The organism is Acidovorax sp. (assembly GCF_046339755.1).
In the GTDB taxonomy this organism is placed as follows: Bacteria; Pseudomonadota; Gammaproteobacteria; order Burkholderiales; family Burkholderiaceae_C; genus Acidovorax.
Map to the genome: position 1 here is coordinate 1 of NZ_JBKDTZ010000189.1, position 18,426 is coordinate 18,426.

General features: G+C 68.5%; 21 protein-coding genes. 8 read left to right on the forward strand and 13 right to left on the reverse strand.

Annotated features, from left to right (window positions below; all coding sequences use genetic code 11):
• The 3 genes from ACK59X_RS15355 to ACK59X_RS15365 all read right to left on the reverse strand — a co-directional run.
• Nucleotides 1-1,310 (reverse strand): efflux RND transporter periplasmic adaptor subunit (locus ACK59X_RS15355; RefSeq protein WP_409958446.1); only part of this gene is annotated, 1,310 nt, incomplete at its 3' end.
• Nucleotides 1,311-1,434: 124 nt separating this feature from the next.
• Nucleotides 1,435-2,070, reverse strand: a complete 636-nt coding sequence (locus ACK59X_RS15360) for a LysE family translocator (protein ID WP_409958448.1) — start codon at nucleotides 2,068-2,070, stop codon at nucleotides 1,435-1,437.
• Between the two features lie 89 nt (nucleotides 2,071-2,159).
• A complete protein-coding gene (locus ACK59X_RS15365) occupies nucleotides 2,160-2,792 on the reverse strand; it encodes an ATP-binding cassette domain-containing protein (protein ID WP_409958450.1) in 633 nt (210 codons plus the stop codon).
• Nucleotides 2,793-2,896: 104 nt separating this feature from the next.
• Here ACK59X_RS15365 and ACK59X_RS15370 point away from each other — a divergent pair, with 104 nt between their 5' ends.
• The 4 genes from ACK59X_RS15370 (at nucleotide 2,897) to ACK59X_RS15385 (ending at nucleotide 5,606) form a co-directional block, all read left to right on the forward strand.
• Nucleotides 2,897-3,265 (forward strand): hypothetical protein, encoded by a 369-nt coding sequence (locus tag ACK59X_RS15370; protein ID WP_409958452.1) that lies wholly within the window; start codon nucleotides 2,897-2,899, stop codon nucleotides 3,263-3,265.
• 314 nt (nucleotides 3,266-3,579) lie between these two features.
• Nucleotides 3,580-4,488, forward strand: coding sequence for a transglutaminase-like domain-containing protein (locus ACK59X_RS15375; RefSeq protein ID WP_409958510.1), 909 nt, complete (start codon nucleotides 3,580-3,582; stop codon nucleotides 4,486-4,488).
• Nucleotides 4,489-4,587: 99 nt separating this feature from the next.
• The gene (locus ACK59X_RS15380; protein ID WP_007853534.1) at nucleotides 4,588-4,758 is read left to right on the forward strand and encodes a hypothetical protein; all 171 of its coding nucleotides are present in this window, start codon (nucleotides 4,588-4,590) and stop codon (nucleotides 4,756-4,758) included.
• A 161-nt stretch (nucleotides 4,759-4,919) separates the two neighbouring features.
• Complete coding sequence (locus ACK59X_RS15385; protein ID WP_409958454.1) at nucleotides 4,920-5,606, forward strand: glutathione S-transferase family protein; 687 nt, start codon at nucleotides 4,920-4,922, stop codon at nucleotides 5,604-5,606.
• A 3-nt stretch (nucleotides 5,607-5,609) separates the two neighbouring features.
• Here the strand turns inward: ACK59X_RS15385 and ACK59X_RS15390 are convergent, their stop codons facing one another.
• From ACK59X_RS15390 to ACK59X_RS15415, 6 genes are all read right to left on the reverse strand, one after another.
• Nucleotides 5,610-7,016 carry an FAD-binding oxidoreductase gene (locus ACK59X_RS15390; protein WP_409958456.1) on the reverse strand — a complete coding sequence of 469 codons (1,407 nt, stop codon included), beginning with the start codon at nucleotides 7,014-7,016 and terminating at the stop codon, nucleotides 5,610-5,612.
• Between the two features lie 90 nt (nucleotides 7,017-7,106).
• On the reverse strand, nucleotides 7,107-8,030 hold the full coding sequence (locus ACK59X_RS15395) for a LysR family transcriptional regulator (protein ID WP_409958458.1): 924 nt from the start codon (nucleotides 8,028-8,030) through the stop codon (nucleotides 7,107-7,109).
• A gap of 9 nt (nucleotides 8,031-8,039) precedes the next feature.
• Nucleotides 8,040-8,372 carry a DUF202 domain-containing protein gene (locus ACK59X_RS15400; RefSeq protein ID WP_409958460.1) on the reverse strand — a complete coding sequence of 111 codons (333 nt, stop codon included), beginning with the start codon at nucleotides 8,370-8,372 and terminating at the stop codon, nucleotides 8,040-8,042.
• Nucleotides 8,357-8,716, reverse strand: a complete 360-nt coding sequence (locus ACK59X_RS15405; RefSeq protein ID WP_007853495.1) for a YidH family protein — start codon at nucleotides 8,714-8,716, stop codon at nucleotides 8,357-8,359. Before ACK59X_RS15405 ends, ACK59X_RS15400 begins: the two co-directional genes overlap by 16 nt.
• On the reverse strand, nucleotides 8,713-10,176 hold the full coding sequence (locus ACK59X_RS15410; protein WP_409958462.1) for a sulfatase-like hydrolase/transferase: 1,464 nt from the start codon (nucleotides 10,174-10,176) through the stop codon (nucleotides 8,713-8,715). Before ACK59X_RS15410 ends, ACK59X_RS15405 begins: the two co-directional genes overlap by 4 nt.
• A 22-nt stretch (nucleotides 10,177-10,198) precedes the next feature.
• Nucleotides 10,199-11,173, reverse strand: coding sequence for a Bug family tripartite tricarboxylate transporter substrate binding protein (locus ACK59X_RS15415; RefSeq protein ID WP_409958464.1), 975 nt, complete (start codon nucleotides 11,171-11,173; stop codon nucleotides 10,199-10,201).
• Nucleotides 11,174-11,531: 358 nt separating this feature from the next.
• On the opposite strand from ACK59X_RS15415, the gene hppD reads away from it, so the two are divergent.
• The 4 genes from hppD to ACK59X_RS15435 all read left to right on the forward strand — a co-directional run bounded on the left by hppD (nucleotide 11,532) and on the right by ACK59X_RS15435 (nucleotide 14,431).
• Entirely contained in the window at nucleotides 11,532-12,638 is a 1,107-nt protein-coding gene (gene hppD / locus ACK59X_RS15420; RefSeq protein WP_409958466.1) for a 4-hydroxyphenylpyruvate dioxygenase, read from the forward strand.
• Nucleotides 12,635-12,946 (forward strand): 4a-hydroxytetrahydrobiopterin dehydratase, encoded by a 312-nt coding sequence (locus ACK59X_RS15425; protein ID WP_409958468.1) that lies wholly within the window; start codon nucleotides 12,635-12,637, stop codon nucleotides 12,944-12,946. Before hppD ends, ACK59X_RS15425 begins: the two co-directional genes overlap by 4 nt.
• A 20-nt stretch (nucleotides 12,947-12,966) precedes the next feature.
• On the forward strand, nucleotides 12,967-13,866 hold the full coding sequence (gene phhA / locus ACK59X_RS15430) for a phenylalanine 4-monooxygenase (protein WP_409958470.1): 900 nt from the start codon (nucleotides 12,967-12,969) through the stop codon (nucleotides 13,864-13,866).
• 61 nt (nucleotides 13,867-13,927) lie between these two features.
• Nucleotides 13,928-14,431 (forward strand): low molecular weight protein-tyrosine-phosphatase, encoded by a 504-nt coding sequence (locus tag ACK59X_RS15435; RefSeq protein WP_409958472.1) that lies wholly within the window; start codon nucleotides 13,928-13,930, stop codon nucleotides 14,429-14,431.
• Between the two features lie 6 nt (nucleotides 14,432-14,437).
• Here ACK59X_RS15435 and ACK59X_RS15440 read toward each other — a convergent pair whose 3' ends face one another.
• Genes ACK59X_RS15440 through ACK59X_RS15455 form a run of 4 tightly spaced genes read right to left on the reverse strand, consistent with a single transcriptional unit; the run spans nucleotide 14,438 to nucleotide 18,422 of the window.
• Complete coding sequence (locus tag ACK59X_RS15440; protein WP_409958512.1) at nucleotides 14,438-15,514, reverse strand: XdhC family protein; 1,077 nt, start codon at nucleotides 15,512-15,514, stop codon at nucleotides 14,438-14,440.
• 53 nt (nucleotides 15,515-15,567) lie between these two features.
• On the reverse strand, nucleotides 15,568-16,272 hold the full coding sequence (locus ACK59X_RS15445) for a CoxG family protein (protein ID WP_409958474.1): 705 nt from the start codon (nucleotides 16,270-16,272) through the stop codon (nucleotides 15,568-15,570).
• A 22-nt stretch (nucleotides 16,273-16,294) separates the two neighbouring features.
• Entirely contained in the window at nucleotides 16,295-17,512 is a 1,218-nt protein-coding gene (locus tag ACK59X_RS15450) for a vWA domain-containing protein (protein WP_409958476.1), read from the reverse strand.
• A 1-nt stretch (nucleotide 17,513) separates the two neighbouring features.
• Nucleotides 17,514-18,422, reverse strand: coding sequence for an AAA family ATPase (locus ACK59X_RS15455; RefSeq protein WP_409958478.1), 909 nt, complete (start codon nucleotides 18,420-18,422; stop codon nucleotides 17,514-17,516).
• Between the last annotated feature and the right edge of the window lie 4 nt (nucleotides 18,423-18,426).

Consider the following 18,426-nt stretch of genomic DNA (forward strand, 5'->3'; position numbering starts at 1 on the left):
CGCTCTTCGGGGGTCAGGTTGCGCATCATTGCGGCGCGGCGGGCGCCGGAGTCCTGCGCGGCCTCATCGGCACGGGCGGCGGCGCCCGAGTCGATGACAGCCACCTTGGCGCCTTCGCGCAGGCGGTCGATGCCGTCGACCACCACCTGGTCGCCGTCCTTGAGATCGCCTTCCACCGCAACCCTGTCGCCATCGGCCACACCGACGCGGATGCGCCGCTGCGTCACCGTGCCATCGGGCTGCACCAGGTAGACATAGTTGTTCTGGATGGCCGTGCCGGGCACGGTCAGGGCGTCCTGCAGCAGGTTGACCTGCAGGCGCACGTTGACGAACTGGTTGGGGAACAGGGTGCCGTCTTCATTGGAGAAGGTGGCCTTGACCTTGATGGTGCCGGTGGTCGCATCGATGGCGTTGTCGAGCGCCCCCACCTTGCCACGGCCCAGGCGGCGCTTTTGCTCGCGGTCCCACAGCTCCACGGGCAGCTCGGCGCCCTCGCCCAGGCGCTGGTTGATCTGCGCCAGGTGCGCCTCGGGCACGGAGAACACGGCGTCGATGGGGCGCACCAGGTTGATGGTGACGATGCCGTTGGCGTCCGAGGGGCCGACCACGTTGCCCCGGTCGGCCTGGCGCAGGCCCAGGCGCCCGGCGATGGGCGCGGTGATGCGGGTGTAGCTCAGCTGCAGCCTGGCGGCGTCGACCTGGGCCTGGTCGGCCGCGACCGTGCCTTCGAGCTGGCGCACCTGGGCGGCCTGCGTGTCGACCTGCTGGCTGGCGCTCGTATCCTTGGCCATCAGGTCCTGGGAGCTCTTGAGGTCTAGCTGAGCGTTCTTGAGCAGCGCCTGATCGCGGGCGAGGTTGCCCTGCACCTGGCTCAGCGATGCCTGGTAGCTGCGGGGGTCGATTTCGGCCAGCAACTGGCCGGCCTTGACCTCCTCGCCCTCCTTGAAGCGCAGGCTGGTCAGTTCGCCGCTGACCTTGGCGCGCACCACGGCCGTGGCGCGGGCGCTCATGGTGCCGATGGCGTTGACCTGCACGCGCACGTCCTGGCGCCGCACCACACCCACCGATACCGGCTGTGTCTGCCCCCCCGCGCTGAAGCGGGCCGGCCCACGCCCCCCTGGGCCGCCAGGACCACCCCGCCCCGCCGGGCCTGCTTCGGCCGATGCCGGGGCCGCCTGGCGTTGCTTCCACCACCAGCCCCCGCCCGCTGCGGCGGCAATGAGCGCCAGCAGCACGATCCACCACAGGGCACGCCCCTGTTGGCGCAAGAGGGGCCGCGAAGGCACGGACGGAAGGCGAAGGGACGGCATGGTGCAGGTAACAAATAGAGTCGTGGCTATGGTAGCCACCCGCCAAGTCACTCCGGCGCCCGGGCAGAAGGATTTACCCTGCCTTTACCACCGGTTTACGGCGTTTTCAGGGCCGAAACCTGGTTCAGCGGTTAGTGGCCAGCAACAGCCCGCCTGCGCCCATGAAAAATCCGCCCGTGGCCTTGTTCAGGCGCACCACGCCGCGCGAGGTGCGGATGAAGCGGCGGATCTGCCGCCCACCGGCCGCATACACGGCCGTGGCCACGAACTCGGCCGCCAGGTACACGCTGCCCAGCACCAGGAACTGGCGCGCTGCAGGCTGGGTGGGGTCGATGAACTGAGGAAAGATGGCCGCGAACAGGATGATGGCCTTGGGGTTGGTGATGCCGAGCAGGAACTCCTGCGTGACCAGCGACCACAGGCGCACGGGCGAGGCACCGGTGGCGGCCACCTCGGCGCCGTCGGCCACCTCCAGGCCATTGAACTCGCGGCTGCGCCAGGCGCGCCAGCCCAGCCAGAACAGGTAGCAGGCACCCACCCACTTCACGGCGGTGAACGCCGCCTGCGACGCCAGCAGCATGGCCCCCAGGCCCACGGCCGAGACGGTGAGAAAAATCGCAAACGCCGCCGCCCGCCCGATGGTGCCCACCAGGGCCGCGCCCACGCCGGCACGGATGCCGTTGTTGAGCCCACAGAAGTTGTTGGGACCGGGGGTCAAGGCGATGGCGACGGCAACGGGGGCGAAGAGAAGGGCGTCCATGGGAGGGAATATCCGGAAAAACGGCCGCCGACGCGGCCAGCGCGCCAGTTTAGGGGTTTGCGCCCTGCCCTGCTGGCCGCGCCCGGGTATTACCTGTCTGGCAGTGCGATGGTGGCCTGCCAGGGCACGCCCGCCAGCGCATCGTAATGCGCCACCACCACCGCGCGGTCTGGCTCATCCGCCACCGCGGCCAGCGCCCGTTGCAGGTACTGGATGGAGGGCTTGTCCAGCCCCGCCACGGGCTCATCGAGCAGGGTGAGCGCGGCGTTCGATGCCAGGGCGCCGGCCGTCCACACCTTGCGCCGGGTGCCGGTGGACAGCATCAGAAAGCGCTTGTGCATATGCTCCTGCAGCTCAAAGCCCTCGATGTGCAGGGCCAGCGCGGCCGCATCGAAGCGCGGGTAGCGCGCGGGCAGCGCGGCCAGCCAGTCCCGCACGCCCTGTTCGTCCAGTGTGACGGCACGCGGGTCGCCCCAGAATACCTGGGCCCGGTAGTCGGCAGGCGCCGACTGCAGCGCAACGCCCTGCAGCACCAGTTGCCCCGCACCGGCCGCCAGCTCGCCCGCCAGCAGGCGCAGGAGGGTGGTCTTGCCGCTGCTGTCGCCCCCCAGGACCAGGGTGGCACCCGCCGGCACCTGGGCGGACAGGCCGTCGAACAGTGGGACTTCGGGGTAGGCAAAGCGCAGGCTGTCGATCTGCAGGAGTGGGCTGGGGGAAGGCATGGAGCGGCCTCTTCTTTCGGTACGGGCAAAACGCCGATTCTAGGAAGGCCTGCCGCCCTGCTGAGACAATGCATGCCCGCTCTCGCCCGCCACCCTTGCCTGCCATGACCCTCGACTATCTGGATTTCGACTACAGCGAAGACTGCGAAGGCACGGGCACCTTCGATGCGATGGCGGCCGCCAACCCGGCGCAGTTGCCGGCGTTGCAGGCCGAGGTGGCGCAGGTGCTGGCGTGGGCGCATGCACAGTTCCCTGGTACGCAGGGGCCGGCGGACGAAGGCGGGGAGTGGGACGACGACCTATCTGCCGTGCAGGAGGTGGCCACGCCCCTGGCACTGGCATTCGACAGCACCAGCAGCACCATTGCGGTGCATACCGGCACACCGGCGCCGGCACGCACCACCATCACTCTGACGATCAGCGGCGGCAGCGCGTTTTGCGGCGCCCTGCGCGAGGCCTTCGGAATGGACTGATTGCTGGTCAGCAGAGCGTCAGCGCCGGTTGCAGGGGTGACAGGCAGTCTGCCTACATACAAACCCCTGGCAAACACCTATTCTGGTGGTGGTGCTGCGGCATGCCGGTGTGGCAGGCCGCGAAGCCCTTCCAGAGAGACTCCACCATGCTCGCGCAAGCGTCCTCCATCGCAACACCTTTCAATTCCCTGGCAGCCCGGCTGCCGTTCGTTGCCGCCAATGGCGAGGCGGTCAACTCGTCCCAACAGCAACAGCAGGGCCTCTCGCTGCACCCCGCATCGCCCGCCTCCCTGCCCGCAGCGGCAGCGCCTTTCATGGCCCATACCAAGGTGCGGCTGGAGCTGGAGATCGAGTTGAACTACGAGATCGACCAGTACGGCGCCGACTTCGTGTTCAACATCCACGCGGCCCACACGCCGAGCCAGGCCATCAGCAACGAGCGGCTGGTCATCAACCAGGACGTGCCGCAGCAGATCCACACCGACCCCGCCACCGGCAACCGCTACCTGCGCCTGCACGGCGAGCCGGGACCGCTCAGCGTGGCCTACTCGGCCACCGTGGACATCAGCCACCACTGCACCGATCCCTCGCAACTGGCCGAAGTGCCCATCCGGCGGCTGCCGCAGGAGGTGATGGGTTACATCTACCCCAGCCGCTACTGCCAGTCCGACCGCTTGCTGCGCCTGGCGCTCAACGAGTTCGGCGCCCTGTGGCAGGGCCACAGTCGGGTGCAGGCCATCCGCGACTGGGTGCAAAGGCATGTGGCCTTCACATCCAACACCTCCAATTCGAACACGTCGGCCGTGGACACCCTGGTGGAAAAGGTCGGCGTGTGCCGCGATTTCGCCCACCTGATGATCGCGCTGTGCCGCGCGGTGAACATTCCGGCGCGCTTCACCACCGGCACGGACTATGGTGCCGACCCGAGCCTGGGGCCACCGGACTTCCATGCCTACGTGGAAGCCTACCTGGGCGACCGTTGGTACCTGTTCGACCCCTCGGGCACGGCCATCCCCATGGGGCTGATCCGCTTTGGCACCGGGCGCGATGCGGCCGACGTGGCGTTTGCCACCATCTTCGGCGGCGTGCGGGCGCAGCCACCGGTGATACGCACCAGGGCCATCGAAGACGCCGGGCGCGGCTTCGTGCTGCCGCACCACTGCCGCGAGGCCTTGTCGACCGACCATGGGGCAGCTTTTGCCACGCGCTTCACCGGCCCCTGAAACCACCCTGGGGGGACTCGGAAAAACCCATATTCTGGGCTTTTTGGCCGACCTATGGCCTAATACGCGTTTTTCCACTCACTTTTCCAGAGAATTTCCATGGGCAACAAGATCGTCACCGAAGCAGACCGCAAGCGCACCCCCCGCCCCACGCCCGTGGCTGGCTACACCCTGCCCACCGGCGGTCGCGGCCAACGCGTGAGCCTGGAGCGCGGCGTCGCCACGCGCAGCAAGAAGAACCCTGGCAAGCGCTCCAAGAAGGGCGGCTGATCGCCGAATTGCCGTGGACGCCGGCTCTGCCCGGTCCACTCGCAGCACCTGGGCCCTCGCAAGAGGGCTTTGTGCTTTCTGGACCGCCGCAACATCGGCCAGGCGACATTGGCACCCCGGCTGACATGCGCAAACTGGGGGCCAGGCCCTAAGATGGCCGGATGATCACCGTCCACCACCTCGAAACCTCGCGCTCGCAGCGCGTCCTCTGGCTGCTCGAAGAACTGGGCCTGCCCTACGAGCTCAAGATCTACCAGCGCGACAAGGCCACCAAGCTGGCCCCGCCCGAGCTCAAGAAGATCCACCCGCTGGGCAAGTCCCCCGTCATCACCGATGGCAGCGAGGTGATTGCCGAATCGGCCGCCATCATCGAATACCTGGCGGAAACCTATGGCGCCAAGGCCACGGGCGAGCTGGCCCACCTGGAACCCGCGAGCGTCACGCCCGAATACCGCCAGTGCCGCTTCTGGATGCACTACGCCGAGGGGTCGCTGATGAACTGGCGGGTGATGAAGCTGGTGTTCATGACCATCCCGCGCCAGCCCATGCCTTTCTTCGTCAAACCCATCGCCAAGGCGCTGTGCGGCAAGGTGCTCGACAAGGTGGTGGACCCGAATGTGAACACCGCCATGGACTTCATGGAAAAGCACCTGGGCCAGCACACCTGGTTCGCGGGCGAGCACCTGACGATGGCCGACTTCCAGATGAGTTTTGCGGTCGAGGCCGCCCTGTCGCGCTCCGAAAAGGCCGGCAATTGCCCGAACCTGCAGGCCTACAAGAAGCGCATGGAGGCCCGCCCGGCCTACCAGCGCGGCATCCAGAAGGGTGGCCCGGTCGTCATGGGCTGACGGCTATTCCAGGATGCGGCCGGGGTTCAGGATGCCTGCGGGATCGAGCAGTGCCTTGAGGCTGTGCATGAGCTCGATCTCCACCGGCGAGCGGCTGTGCCCGAGGAATTTCTTCTTCACCACACCGATGCCATGCTCGGCCGAGATGGATCCGCCCACACGGCCGGTGGCGGCATAGACCACCTCCTCCACCTGGTGCAGGCTGTCCGGCGACGCGTGCGGTCCCGAGAGCACATGCAGGTTGCCGTCGCCGATATGCCCAAAGAACAGGTGGCGCTGCGCCGGAAAGCGGCGCTCGAGCTCGGCCCCGACCGATTCGACAAAAGCGTCCATGGCCGCCATGGGGATGCCCACGTCGAAGGCGGCAAACGGCTTGAGCTGGCCCAGCAACTCGCCGATGGATTCCCGGTAGGCCCAGAGCTTCTTGCCGTCTTCCACCGACTGGGCCACCACCACATCGGAAATCAGGCCCTGCTCCAGGGCCTCGCCCAGCTCGCGCTCCAGCGCCTCGCGGTCGCGCTCGTCGTTGGCGCCCAGGGTCTCCACCAGCACGTAGACCGGGTGGGGCGCATCGAAGGGCTGGCGCAGGCGCGTCACCTCCATGGCCGCTTCCAGGTAGTCGGCCCACATCACCTCGAAGGCCGATAGCGCAGGCAACGCGCGGCGCAGGTCGCGCACCAGGCGCGTGGCCGCATCGAACGAGGGCAGCGCGCACAGCGCCGTGTTCGCCGCCGTGGCGCGCGGCGAGAGCTTGAGCACCAGGCGCGTGATCACGCCCAGCGTGCCCTCCGCGCCGATGAACAGGTGCTTGAGGTCCACGCCCGTGGTGTTCTTGGTCACGCGGTTGAGGATGGTCATCAGCCGGCCGTCGGGCAGCGCCACCTCCAGCCCCAGCACCAGGTCGCGCATGGTGCCGAAGCGGATCACCCGGTTGCCGCCCGCATTGGTGGCCGCATTGCCGCCCACCTGGCACGAGCCGCGCGCCCCCAGGTCGAGCGGGAAGGACCAGCCCTCTGCTTCCACCCGCTGCTGCAGCTCCTCCAGCACCACGCCGGCCTGCACCACGGCCGTGCCGCCCACGGTGTCGATGTCTTCGATGGCGTTGAGTTTGGCCAGCGACAGAGCCACCTCCGTCCCTGCGGGCGTGGCCCCGCCCGCCAGGCCGGTCAGCCCACCCTGGATGGCCACGGCCTGGCCCAGGCGGCTGCACACCGCGAGCACGCCAGCCACCTCCTGCGGTGTTCGCGGGAACAGCACCAGTGCGGGCGCATGGCGCGGTGCCTCGCTCCAGTCGCCCGCATGGCTGGCGGCCACGCCGGGGTCCCGAACGATCTGGGCGGGCGAAAGGATGCCGGCCAGGGCGTCCACCAGGTCTTGCACCGGCATGTCCTGCCGCGAAATCGTCTGCATTGCATTTGTCTCCGTTGAAGTCATTGCACTGTACGGAAAGACAAGCACGCGGAGAAATACGCCTTGCACCCATGCGCCATCAGATAAACCTCATGGCAGCGTGCGCCCCACCAGTTGCCCGTCTGCCAGCAACTGCGCGATGAGCTCCAGCAGCAGGTCGCGCACCAGTCGGCCGGCCGGCGTCAGCGGCTGCTCCGGGGACCAGACCACCGACTGGGTACGGCTCAGCACCGGCTCCACAATGCGCCGGGCCACGATGCCGCGCGCCTCGAATGCCGGGAAGGAATTGCGCGGCATGACCGCGAAGGCCAGCCCGCCGCAAACCATGCTGCGCAGCAGATCGGAGCTGTTCACCTCATAGCGCACGTTGAGCGGGCAGTCGAGCGCGACGGCCGTGCGCTCGATGAGCTTGCGCAGGTCGTGCTCGCGGTCGGGCTCCACCAGCGGGCGGTCGCCGATTGCGCGGAAGGCGATATCGCCCGTGGCGTCGCCCATCTGTTCCCGCGTGCCGAACAGGCAGAAATCCTCCTCATAGGCGGGCTTCGATTCGAGCTTGGCCATCTCGGACGCGGTGGGCAGCAGCGCCAGGTCCACGCGCCGCGCCTCCACCAGGGTCTGCGCCTCGCGCGACATGGCGGTGGTCAGGTGCAGCTGCACCTCGGGCGCGCGCTCCTCTATCAGCCGGTACAGGGGCACGATCAGTACCGGCGCGACAGAGCCGACGATGCAGGCGCGCACCACGCCGCGGAACTCCGAGGCAGCATCGCGCACGTCCTCGCGCAGGCGTTCCATCTGCCGCAGGATGGAGGCCGCCCGGTCGAACAGGCGTTGCCCCTCCATGGTGAGGCGCACGCCGCGCGCATGGCGCTGCAGCAGCACCACGCCCAGTTCTTCCTCCATCGCCGCGATGTGGTGGCTCAGCGCCGGCTGGGCGATGTGCAGGGTGGAAGCGGCTGTCGTGATGCTGCCGGACCGCGCGATCTCGACGAAGTACTTGAGCTGGCGGGGGGTCATGCCCAGACTCTAATGCAGCAGGTGCCAGGCGACACCCGCCGCTCCCGTGGCGCAGGCCAGCAGTACCAATGCCGCCACCCACGCCAGGCCCGCCGGGTGGGGCACCCGGCCCCCGCAGGCCAGCAGCACGCGGCCGCGGTGCACGCCATAGCCGTACAGCGCACAGGCCGCCAGCGCCAGCATGCCGCCAGTGGCAAGCAGCATGGCCGAGCCATCGATCCAGGCGCCGCGCAGCGCCACCAGGGCGTTCAGCAGCACGGCCAGGGCCGTGCGCGTCCAGGCCAGGCTGGTGCGCTCGGGCTGCAGGCCCGGATCGCGCGCAGTCCCTAGCGCGAAAGCCACAGCACCAGGCCCAGCAGCAGCACCGCCACCAGGAACAGGCCGGCCGCCAGCACGGCCAGCGCCGCCGTGGCGGGCAGCGCGCCCTTGCGACGCATGGCAATCTCGTTGGCACGCCAGCGCCGGTAGGCCAGCACACACAGGGCGGCCGCCAGCGCGCACATCAGCAATGCAACCGCCGACACCAGCAGGCGCGGCTGCAGGTGGGTGGCGAACTGCTCAAACAGCACGCCACCCGCCAGCACTGCGAGGGCGGTACGGATCCAGGCCAGGAAGGTGCGCTCATTGGCCAGGGTGAAGCGGTAGTCGGGCTCCTCGCCCTCATGCCGCCAGGCAGGCCCCTTCATCGGGCCTCGGCAGTGGCCAGCGCCTCCTGCGGTACGGGCGTGGCGCCCCCCGCGCCCATGCGCGAGGCCACCTGCACGCCGCCCAGGCTCTCGATCATGCGCTGCTGGTCGGCCTTGGCCAGGGCGTCCACGGCCTCGGGGTCGCAGATGGCGCGCAATTCGGCCTCCATGGCCCGCAGCACATCGGCATGGGCGGGGTCGCCCGCCAGGTCGGCAAGTTCTTCGGGGTCGGCCTGCAGGTCGAACAGTTCGGGGCGGTGGCGCACGTAGTAGTGGAACTTGTAGCGCCCCTTGCGCACCATGAAGCCGGCCGTGTTGCTGCCGGCGGCGTGGTATTCGCTGAAGACCACGCGCTCGGGCTCGGCCGGTCCTTGCGCCAGATCCAGCAGCGAGCGGCCGGGCCGGTCCTGCATCTCGGGTGCCGGATCGATGCCCACGCCCTGCAGGATGGTGGGAAACAGGTCGAGCAAATCCACCGGCGTCTCGCACACCCCGGGCTGCACGCCCGGGCTCGCCACCACCATGGGCACGCGCACGCTTTCCTGGTACAAGGTGGACTTGCCCCACAGCCCGCGCGTGCCCAGGTTGTCGCCATGGTCCGAGGTGTAGACCAGGGTGGTGTCGCCTTCCAGCCCTGCATCGCGCAGGGCCTGGGTGATGCGGCCCACGTTGTGGTCCAGGAAGCTGCACAGCGCGTAGTAGGCCACGAAGGCCTGGCGCCGCTCCTCGGCGCTCTTGAACTCGCCTTCGTTGTCCATGAAGTCCGCATACGCCTGCACCCAGGGGTGGCGCTGGTAGCCGCTTGCGGGCTGCAGCTTGGGCTCGGGCATCACTTCATCGGAATACAGCGCAAAGAATTCCTCGGGCGCGACCAGCGGGAAGTGCGGCGCCACCAGGCCCACGTAAAGCACGAAGGGCTCGTCGGGGCGGGTGCCGGCGTCGCGGATCCAGTCAACCGCGCGGCCCGTGACCTCGCGGTCGTAGGCCGTGTAGTGCGATTCGCCTGCGCCGATGTGCTCGCCCAGCATGCGTTTGCCGCTGGGGCTGGAAATGTACGGATCGCGGATGGACGCCCACACCATGCCATGGCCGCCCACCACGTGCATGGGGATGTGCTCCCTGTCGAAGCCGGCGGGGTCTTCCTCGGCGCGGTAGTGCAGCTTGCCGATGCTTTCCACGCGCACGCCCTGGCGTTGCAGCACATGGCCCCAGCCGCGCGGATCGCCCACATAGGGCATGGCGTTGTCCCAATGGCGCGTCTGGTGCACGCGCAGCCCGGTGGCAAAGGCGGCGCGCGCAGGCACGCAGATGGGGCTGGGGGTGTAGGCATCGGTGAATCGCACACCGCGCGCAGCCAGTGCGTCCAGGTGTGGCGTCTTCACGAAGGCATGGCCGGCACAGCCCATGATGCGGGGATCATGTTCGTCGGACATGATCACGATGACGTTGCGGCGTGGCATGGGTTCGTTGTCTCTCTTCAGGTCACGAGTCTTCAGGTGTGTAGCCGGATGCCTTCACGATCTGGCCCCAGCGTGCATGGTCTTCGCGCAGCTGCCGGTCCAGGGCTTCGGTGGTGGCGGTCTGGGGCTGGTATTCGAGCTTGTGCAGCAGCGAGGCGATCTTTTCGGACTGCACGGCCTCCGTGACTATCTTGTTGAGCTGCGCGACCAGGGGCGCGGGCGTTCCGGCCCGCGCGAACAGGGCAAAGGTCTCGGTGATCGCCAGGTCGCCGTAGCCCAGCGACTTGAAGGTGGGCACGCCGGGCAGCGCTGCCAGCGGCGCCTCGTCGGAGATCGCCAGGATGCGCAGCTTGCCCGATTTGTGCATGGGCAGCAGGTTGGGCAGGGTGGTGATCGCGCAGGGCAGCACGCCGCCGATGGCATCGGTCACCGCGGCCGAGCCGCCGCGGTAGGCCACGTGCGCCAGCGGCACCTTGGCGGCCTTGCCCAGCAGCTGGCCGATGAAGTGCATGGCCGTGCCCGCACCGGGCGTGCCGTAGGCGGCCAGGGCATTGTCCTTGCGCGCCAGGTCCAGGAACTCCTTGAGCGTCTTCGCCGGGCTGCTGGCGCTCACGGCCAGGGCAAAGCTCATGCTGCAGGCCTTGCCCACGCCGACGAACTGTTTGAGCGGGTCGTAGGACAGGGACTTGAACACGTGGGGGTACAGGGTCAGGTTGCCCATGGGTGTCATGAGCAGGGTGGCGCCGTCTGCCGGCGCCGCGATCAGGGCCTCGGTGGCCAGCCGGCCGCCGGCACCGCCTTTGTTGTCCACGAGCATGTTGAAGCCATGGCCGCGCACGCCTTCGGCCACGGCACGGGCCACGGTGTCGGCAGCGCCGCCCGCGGCGTAGCCCACGAGCACGCGAATGGTCCTGTCCTGCGCGAAGGCAAAGGGGCTGTGGGCGGCCAGGGTCGAGGCGCCCAGCAGGCCCGCGAATTGGCGGCGGGTGGTGTTCATCGCTTGTCTCCTGCTTTGTTTATGGCCTTGAGTATGCTCAAGCGAAGGTGGCGTGAGAAATATCGTTTCGGCCGCCGAGGCATGCAGAAAAATTGATGGCTGCGCGCTGCGCGAAACGCGGGATGCCTGCACTGCCAGGGTGGCTTTGTGCACTGGCTCAAGAACGCCCCAATGAGCAGCATGCCTGCACAGTTGCGGTGCTTTGAGCTTTTCAATTGCACTGGATTTGGTTTCTCGCATGATTCCAGCGCACCACGGGTCTCGGCATGCAGAAATTGCAAGATAACTGCGCCCTGAAATGCCTACAGTCTCCCTATCCCCCGGCCCTAGTGCTGCCCACCGATGATGGAGACGATGTATGAGCGACCTGTTTGACAACCCCATGGGCCTGTGCGGCTTCGAGTTCGTGGAATTCGCTTCGCCCAAGCCAGGCGTGCTGGAGCCGATGTTCGAGAAAATGGGCTTCACGCTCGTAGCCAAGCACCGCTCCAAGAACGTGCTGCTGTACCGCCAGGGCGGCATCAACTTCATCGTGAACAACGAACCGGGCAATGCCGCCTACTTCGCTGGCGAGCACGGCGCGTCGGCGTGCGGCCTGGCGGTCCGCGTGCGCGATGCGCACAAGGCCTACAACCGCGCGCTGGAGCTGGGTGCCCAGCCCATCGAGATCCCGACCGGCCCGATGGAACTGCGCCTGCCCGCGATCAAGGGCATCGGCGGTGCGCCGCTGTACCTGATCGACCGCTTCGAGGACGGCAAGTCCATCTACGACATCGATTTCGAGTTTTTGCCCGGCGTGGACCTGCACCCCAAGGGCCATGGCTTCCAGGTGGTGGACCACCTCACGCACAACGTCTACCGTGGCCGCATGGCCTACTGGGCCGACTTCTATACCAGGCTGTTCAACTTCCGCGAGATCCGCTACTTCGACATCTCGGGCGAGTACACCGGCCTGACCTCCAAAGCCATGACGGCACCGGACGGCCTGATCCGCATCCCGCTGAACGAGGAATCGCGCCAGGGCGGCGGCCAGATCGAAGAGTTTTTGATGCAGTTCAACGGCGAGGGCATCCAGCACATCGCCCTGCTGACCGACAACCTGCTCGAATCGATCGACCAGCTGCAGATGGCCGGCATCCCGCTGCTGACCGCCCCCAACGAGGTCTACTACGAGAACCTGGCCAAGCGCCTGCCCGGCCACGGCCAGCCCGTGGGCGAGCTGCAGGCCCGCGGCATCCTGCTGGACGGCACGACCGAAGGCGGCCAGCCGCGCCTCTTGCTGCAGATCTTCTCGCAGCCCATGCTGGGCCCGGTGTTCTTCGAGTTCATCGAGCGCAAGGGCGATTACCGCGAAGGTTTTGGCGAAGGCAACTTCAAGGCCCTGTTCGAGTCGCTGGAGCGCGACCAGATCAACCGCGGCGTGCTGGCCGTGGACGAGAAGGCCCCTGCCAAGGAAGCGGCATGAAGCTCACGCCCGAGCAGTTGGCAGCGCAGCTGCCTGCCCTCACCGGCTGGGCGCACGGCGCCGAGCGCGGCGGCGTGCTCACGCGCGAGTTCCAGTTCAAGGACTTCGTGCAGGCCTTCGGCTTCATGACGCAGGTGGCCCTGCACGCGGAGCGCATGAACCACCACCCGGAGTGGTTCAACGTCTACAACCGTGTGAACGTCACCCTGACCACGCACGACGTGGACGGCATCTCGGCCAAGGACATCGAGATGGCCTTGCTGATGAATGGCATCGCTGCGGCCTTTTCTGCCGCCGACAAGACCTAAAACGCGTTCAGGAGACACGCATGCTGCAGCAGCTCAAGGAAACCGCCAAGCACGGCCTGGCGGCCGGTGACGCGCACGCCCCCGAACGGCCCGACTGGACCATCGACCAGGGCTGGGCGAATTACACGAAGGAAGAGCACGGCGTCTGGCGCACCCTGTTCGAGCGGCAGTCCAAACTGCTGCCCGGCCGCGCCTGCGACGAGTTCATCCGCGGCATGCAGGACCTGCCCATCGGACCCGAGCAGATCCCCGACTTCGAGCAGATGTCCAAGGTGCTCAAGAAGCGCACGGGCTGGGAAGTGGTGGCCGTGCCCGGCCTGGTGCCCGACGATGTGTTCTTCGGCCACCTGGCGAACCGGCGCTTTCCGGCCGGGCAGTTCATCCGCAAGCCGCATGAACTGGACTACCTGGAAGAACCCGATGTCTTCCACGACGTGTTCGGCCATGTGCCCATGCTGATGAACCCGGTCATTGCCGACTACATCCAGGCCTACGGCGAAGGCGGCCTGCGCGCCAGCCGCCTGGGCGTGCTGGAGAAGCTGGCGCGCGTGTACTGGTACACGGTGGAATTCGGCCTGGTGCAGCAGAGCGACGGCCTGCGCATCTACGGCGCGGGCATCGCCTCCTCAGCCAGCGAGACGCGCTTCTCGGTCGAGAGCGATTCGCCCAACCGCGTGTGCTTCGAACTCGAACGCGTCATGCAGACCAACTACCGCATCGACGACTTCCAGGAGACCTACTTCGTGCTCGGCAATCTGGACGAGCTGCTGGAGCTGGCCAAGATCGACTTCGCGCCCCTGTACGACCGCCTCAAGGGCGCGCCCGAGCACGACGCCGGCGCGGTGCTGCCTGGCGACCGCGTGGTGACCCGCGGCACGCTGGCCTACCACGACGCCAAGCGCGAGAAGGCGCTGGCCTGAGCGCCCGCCATGCGACACTCCGGAACGGCCCCACGCGGGGCCGTTCTGCTTTGAGGCACACATGGCACCAACGACACCCGGCTATTCGGTCCTTTTTCTCTGCATGGGCAACATCTGCCGCAGCCCTACAGCGCACGGTGTGTTCCGCCACCGCGTGCGGGCTGCCGGACTCGATGGCGTGGTGCGTGTGGATTCGGCCGGCACCCACAACTACCACCCGGGCGAACCGCCCGACCACCGCTCGCAAAAGCACGCCACCCGGCGCGGCTACGACCTGTCGGACCTGCGTGCGCGGCAGATGCTGCTGGCCGACTTCGAGGCCCACGACCTAGTCCTCGCCATGGACTGGGACAACCTGGCCATGGCGCAGGAGCTGTGCCCGCCCGCGCACGCCCACAAGCTCCGGCGCCTCACGGAGTTCTGCCTGCGCATGGACAGCCCCGTGGTGCCCGACCCTTACTACGGTGGTGCCAATGGCTTCGATGAGGTGCTGGACCTGGTGGAGGATGCCTGCGAAGGCTTGCTGCAGCATGTGCAGCGGGAGTTGCAGGGCCGCAGCCGCTGAGTCCGCTCAGCGCCCCACAGCGCAGACCAGTGGCCCGGGATCGTTGTGCGCCACGTCCCGGTCGTTCTTGGCCTGGGCCACTTCCATCACGCGCGGCAGGGCCACGCCGTTCTTCACGGCCAGGATCTCGGCCATCACGCTCACGGCGATCTCGGGCGGGGTCTTGCTGCCGATGTAGATGCCGATGGGTCCGCGCAGGCGCACCAGGCTGGCCTCGGTCTGGTCGAAGTGCTCGATCATGCGCGCGCGGCGCGCCTCGTTGTTGCGGCGCGAGCCGATACCGCCGACGTAGAAGGCCTCGGTGGACAAGGCCTCCAGCAGCGCCAGGTCGTCGAGCTTGGGGTCGTGCGTGAGCGCCACCACGCAGGTGCGCCGGTCTGGCTTGAAGTCCACCACCACGTCGTCGGGCATGGCGCTCACCAGGGTGGCGCCAGGCACCTTCCAGCCGTGGCGGTACTCCTCGCGCGGGTCGCACACGGTCACGGCGAAACCGTTGAACAAGGCCATGGTGGCCAGGTACTCGGCCATCTGCCCGGCACCGATGATGAGCATGCGGTACTCGGGGCCGAAGGTGTTGGTCAGTTCCTGGCTGTCCACCGCCAGTTCGGCAGGCTCCGTGGCCATGGCCAGGGACACCGCGCCATCGGCCAGGCGCACCGTGCGGCGCACCAGGCGCCCGGCCTCCAGCGCAGCGATCAGTTCGGCCAGGCGGGCGGGGTCGGGGTCGTATTCGAGCAGCAGCTCCAGCGTGCCGCCGCAGGGCAGGCCGAAGCGGTGCGCCTCATCGGCCGTGATGCCGTACTTGACGAAGGACGGCGGGCCGTTGGGAATGCGGTGTTCGTACCCCGTGGCCCCGGCGCGCTCCTGCGCATAGGCGCGGGTGTGGCGGTCGATCAGGTCGTCCTCGATGCAGCCGCCCGAGACGGACCCCACCACCGCGCCATCGTCGCACAGCGCCATGATCGAACCCACGGGCCGCGGGGATGAGCCCCACGTGCGCACCACCGTGGCCAGCAGCGCGCGCCGGCCCGCCGCACGCCAGCCGTGCAGGGTGCGCAGCACCATCACATCGAGGTTTTCCATCGTCATCGTGGGTAGATTGTGCCCAAGGCCCGGCGGTTCCGTGCGGCTGGGGCTTAGTTCAGCCACCATGCGAGAGCGACCAAGGCCACCGCGCCTGCCACCCAGACCCAGACCGGGACGCCGCCGCCCTGGGGCGCGGGGCCACCAGCCGGCTGCAAACCCGCCCGCTGGCTCGGCACGAAGCCGCTCGCCGGCCCGGCATCCTCGCCCGGCTGGGTCGGAATCTCGGTGGGCACGGTGTCTGGCGGGGCGGTAGGCTCCGTATCCGGCCCTGCGGCTGATTCCGAAACGGCAGGCGGATGGCGGCGCTGCATCTCGTTGTCGAAGCGCTTGAAGAAATCCTCGGCCATGCCTTTTGCCGCGCCATCGATCAGGCGCTGGCCCAGCTGGGCGATCTTGCCGCCCACCGTGGCGTGCACGCTGTAGTGCAGCTCGCAGCGCTCCTGGCTGCCCTCGGGTGCCAGCGGTTCCAGCCGGACCTGGGCGCTGCCCTTGCCGAAACCGGCCACGCCGCCCGAGCCGTCGAAGGCGATGGTGTAGCTCTCGGGCGCCACGATGTCCGACAGCGTGATCTTGCCCGCGAACTTGGCCGAGACCGGGCCGATCTTGAGCGCCATGGCCACGCTGTACTGGTTCTCGCCCGTGGGCTCGACCTTCTCGCAGCCGGGGATGCACAGCTTGAGCACCTCGGGGTCGTTGAGCGCCGCCCAGGCCTGGCTATGGCTGACGGACAGGGTGCGGCTGGCTTGCATTTCCATGGTGATTCCTCGGTGGTTCGGGTCATTGCCGCAGCACGGCGGCCAGGCTGCCGGCCAGGTCCTGCAGGCGGCTCAGGTCGTGCACGGCCAGCATGCCGTGCGCCTGGCGGTGCAGCACGGCGGCGCCACGCGCCGTGGGCGCATAGCCGCCAAAGCGCAGCAGCGGGTTGAGCCACAGCAGGCGCGCACAGTGCCGGCGCAGCCAGGCCAGCTCCTGCCCCAGCAGCTCGGGCGCGCCGGTGTCCAGCCCATCGGTGATGAGCAGCACCAGGGTGCGCCGCCCCACCAGCCGGCGTGCGTGCTGCAGGCGCAGGGCGCGCAGGCTCTCGCCCATGCGCGTGCCGCCGGCCAAGTCGGCGATGGCGTGGCTGGCGGTCAGCAGCATGGCGTCGGTATCGGCCAGGCGGAAGGCCGGGGTCAGGTCGGTCAGGCCGGTGCCGAAGGCGAACACGTCGCGCCGCAGCGCCCCGGCCCTGCGCGGTGCGGTGGCAGCATGCAAAAAGGCCAGCAGCAGCCGCGCATAGCGCTCCATGGAGCCCGACACGTCCACCAGCACCAAGAGCGGCAGGGGCTGGCGGCGGCGCTGCAGCAGTGGCACCTGCAAGAACTCCCCGCCCGTGCGCGCCGCCTGGTGCATGGCACCGGGCCAGTGCGGGCGGCTGCCGCGCACCCCGGGGCGGGTGCGGCGGGCCGCGTAGTCGGGCAGCGGCAGCGGACTGTCGTGCGCCAGTTGCTCCACCAGCCGGAATTCGCTGGCCGAGAGCTGATTGAAATCCGCATGGCGCAGGCGCGTGAGGTCGCTGGCCGTCATGGCGGCGTCGAAGTCGACCTTGGCCTCCTCGCGCGGCGGGGCCTTGCGCGCGGCACGCACGGGGGCCAGGGCCTCGCTCACGCGCGGGCGGCGCTTCACGGGCTCGGCCTTGGCCTCGGCGCTGGGCAGCATCTGGGCCAGCAGCTTCTGCGCCACGTTGGGGTTCTTGAAGTAGGCGTTGAACAGTTCACGGAACACCAGGCGGTCCTGCTCGCGGCTCACCAGCACGGCCTCCAGCGCGGCGGCGACGTCCTGGCGCTGCAGGCCCACCAGCAGCACGGCCTGCTGGGCCAGGGCCATGCGCGCAGCGTCCACGCGCACACCGGCGCGGCGCAGGGTGCGGCCAAAGCCGGTGAGGTTGTCTGCGAGCTTGCCGGTCCGCGCGTCGCCGAGCTGGGAAGCCGCCGCCGTGGAAGGAGCTAGCACCATCTCAGGCCTCGGCGTCCTGGGGCTTGAGCAGCTCGGCGGCCATGTCCTGCGTGAGCGCGGCCACGTCCTCGCGCTGCTTGAAGAGGATGCCCGCGGTGTCCGAGACGATCTCGGGGTCCACCACCAGGGTGTCGAGCGCCACCAGGGCCTTGGCCCATTCCACGCTCTCGGCGATGCCGGGCGCGCGCTGGAAGGCATTGGCAAAGGGCTGGCTGCGCAGCCGGCCCACGAAGTCGGCCACCTGGGCGGCCAGGGCCTCGCTGGCGCCGGGCACTTGCGAGCGCACGATGGCCAGCTCGCGCTCACGCTCGGGATAGTCGAGCCAGTGGTACAGACAGCGGCGCTTGACGGCATCGTGCAGGTCGCGCGTGCGGTTGCTGGTGAGCAGGGTGACCGGGGTGGCCGTGGCGCGCACGGTACCGATCTCGGGAATGCTGACCTGGTACTCGCCCAGGTATTCGAGCAGGAAGGCTTCGAAGGGCTCGTCCGCGCGGTCCACCTCATCGACCAGCAGCACGGCGCCGGGTGCGGGCGCCTGCAGGGCCTGCAGCAGGGGGCGGCGGATCAGGTAGCGCTCCTGGTAGACCTCGGCCTCGATGTCGCGGACCAAACCCTGCTGCAATTCTGCGGCACGCATGTGCAGCAGCTGGGCCGCATAGTTCCACTCGTACAGCGCCTCGCGCTGCTCCAGCCCGTCATAGCACTGCAGGCGGATCAGGCTGCGCGCCAGCACCTCGGACAAGGCCTTGGCCAGCGCCGTCTTGCCCCCGCCGGGTTCGCCTTCGAGCAGCAGCGGGCGCTGCAGCCTGAGCGCGAGGAACACGGCGGTCGCCAGGCGCCGGTCGGCAAAATAGCCCACGCGCTGCAGGGCCTGGACCAGGCCGTCGATGGAGGCCAGCTCCGGCGGCAAGGCG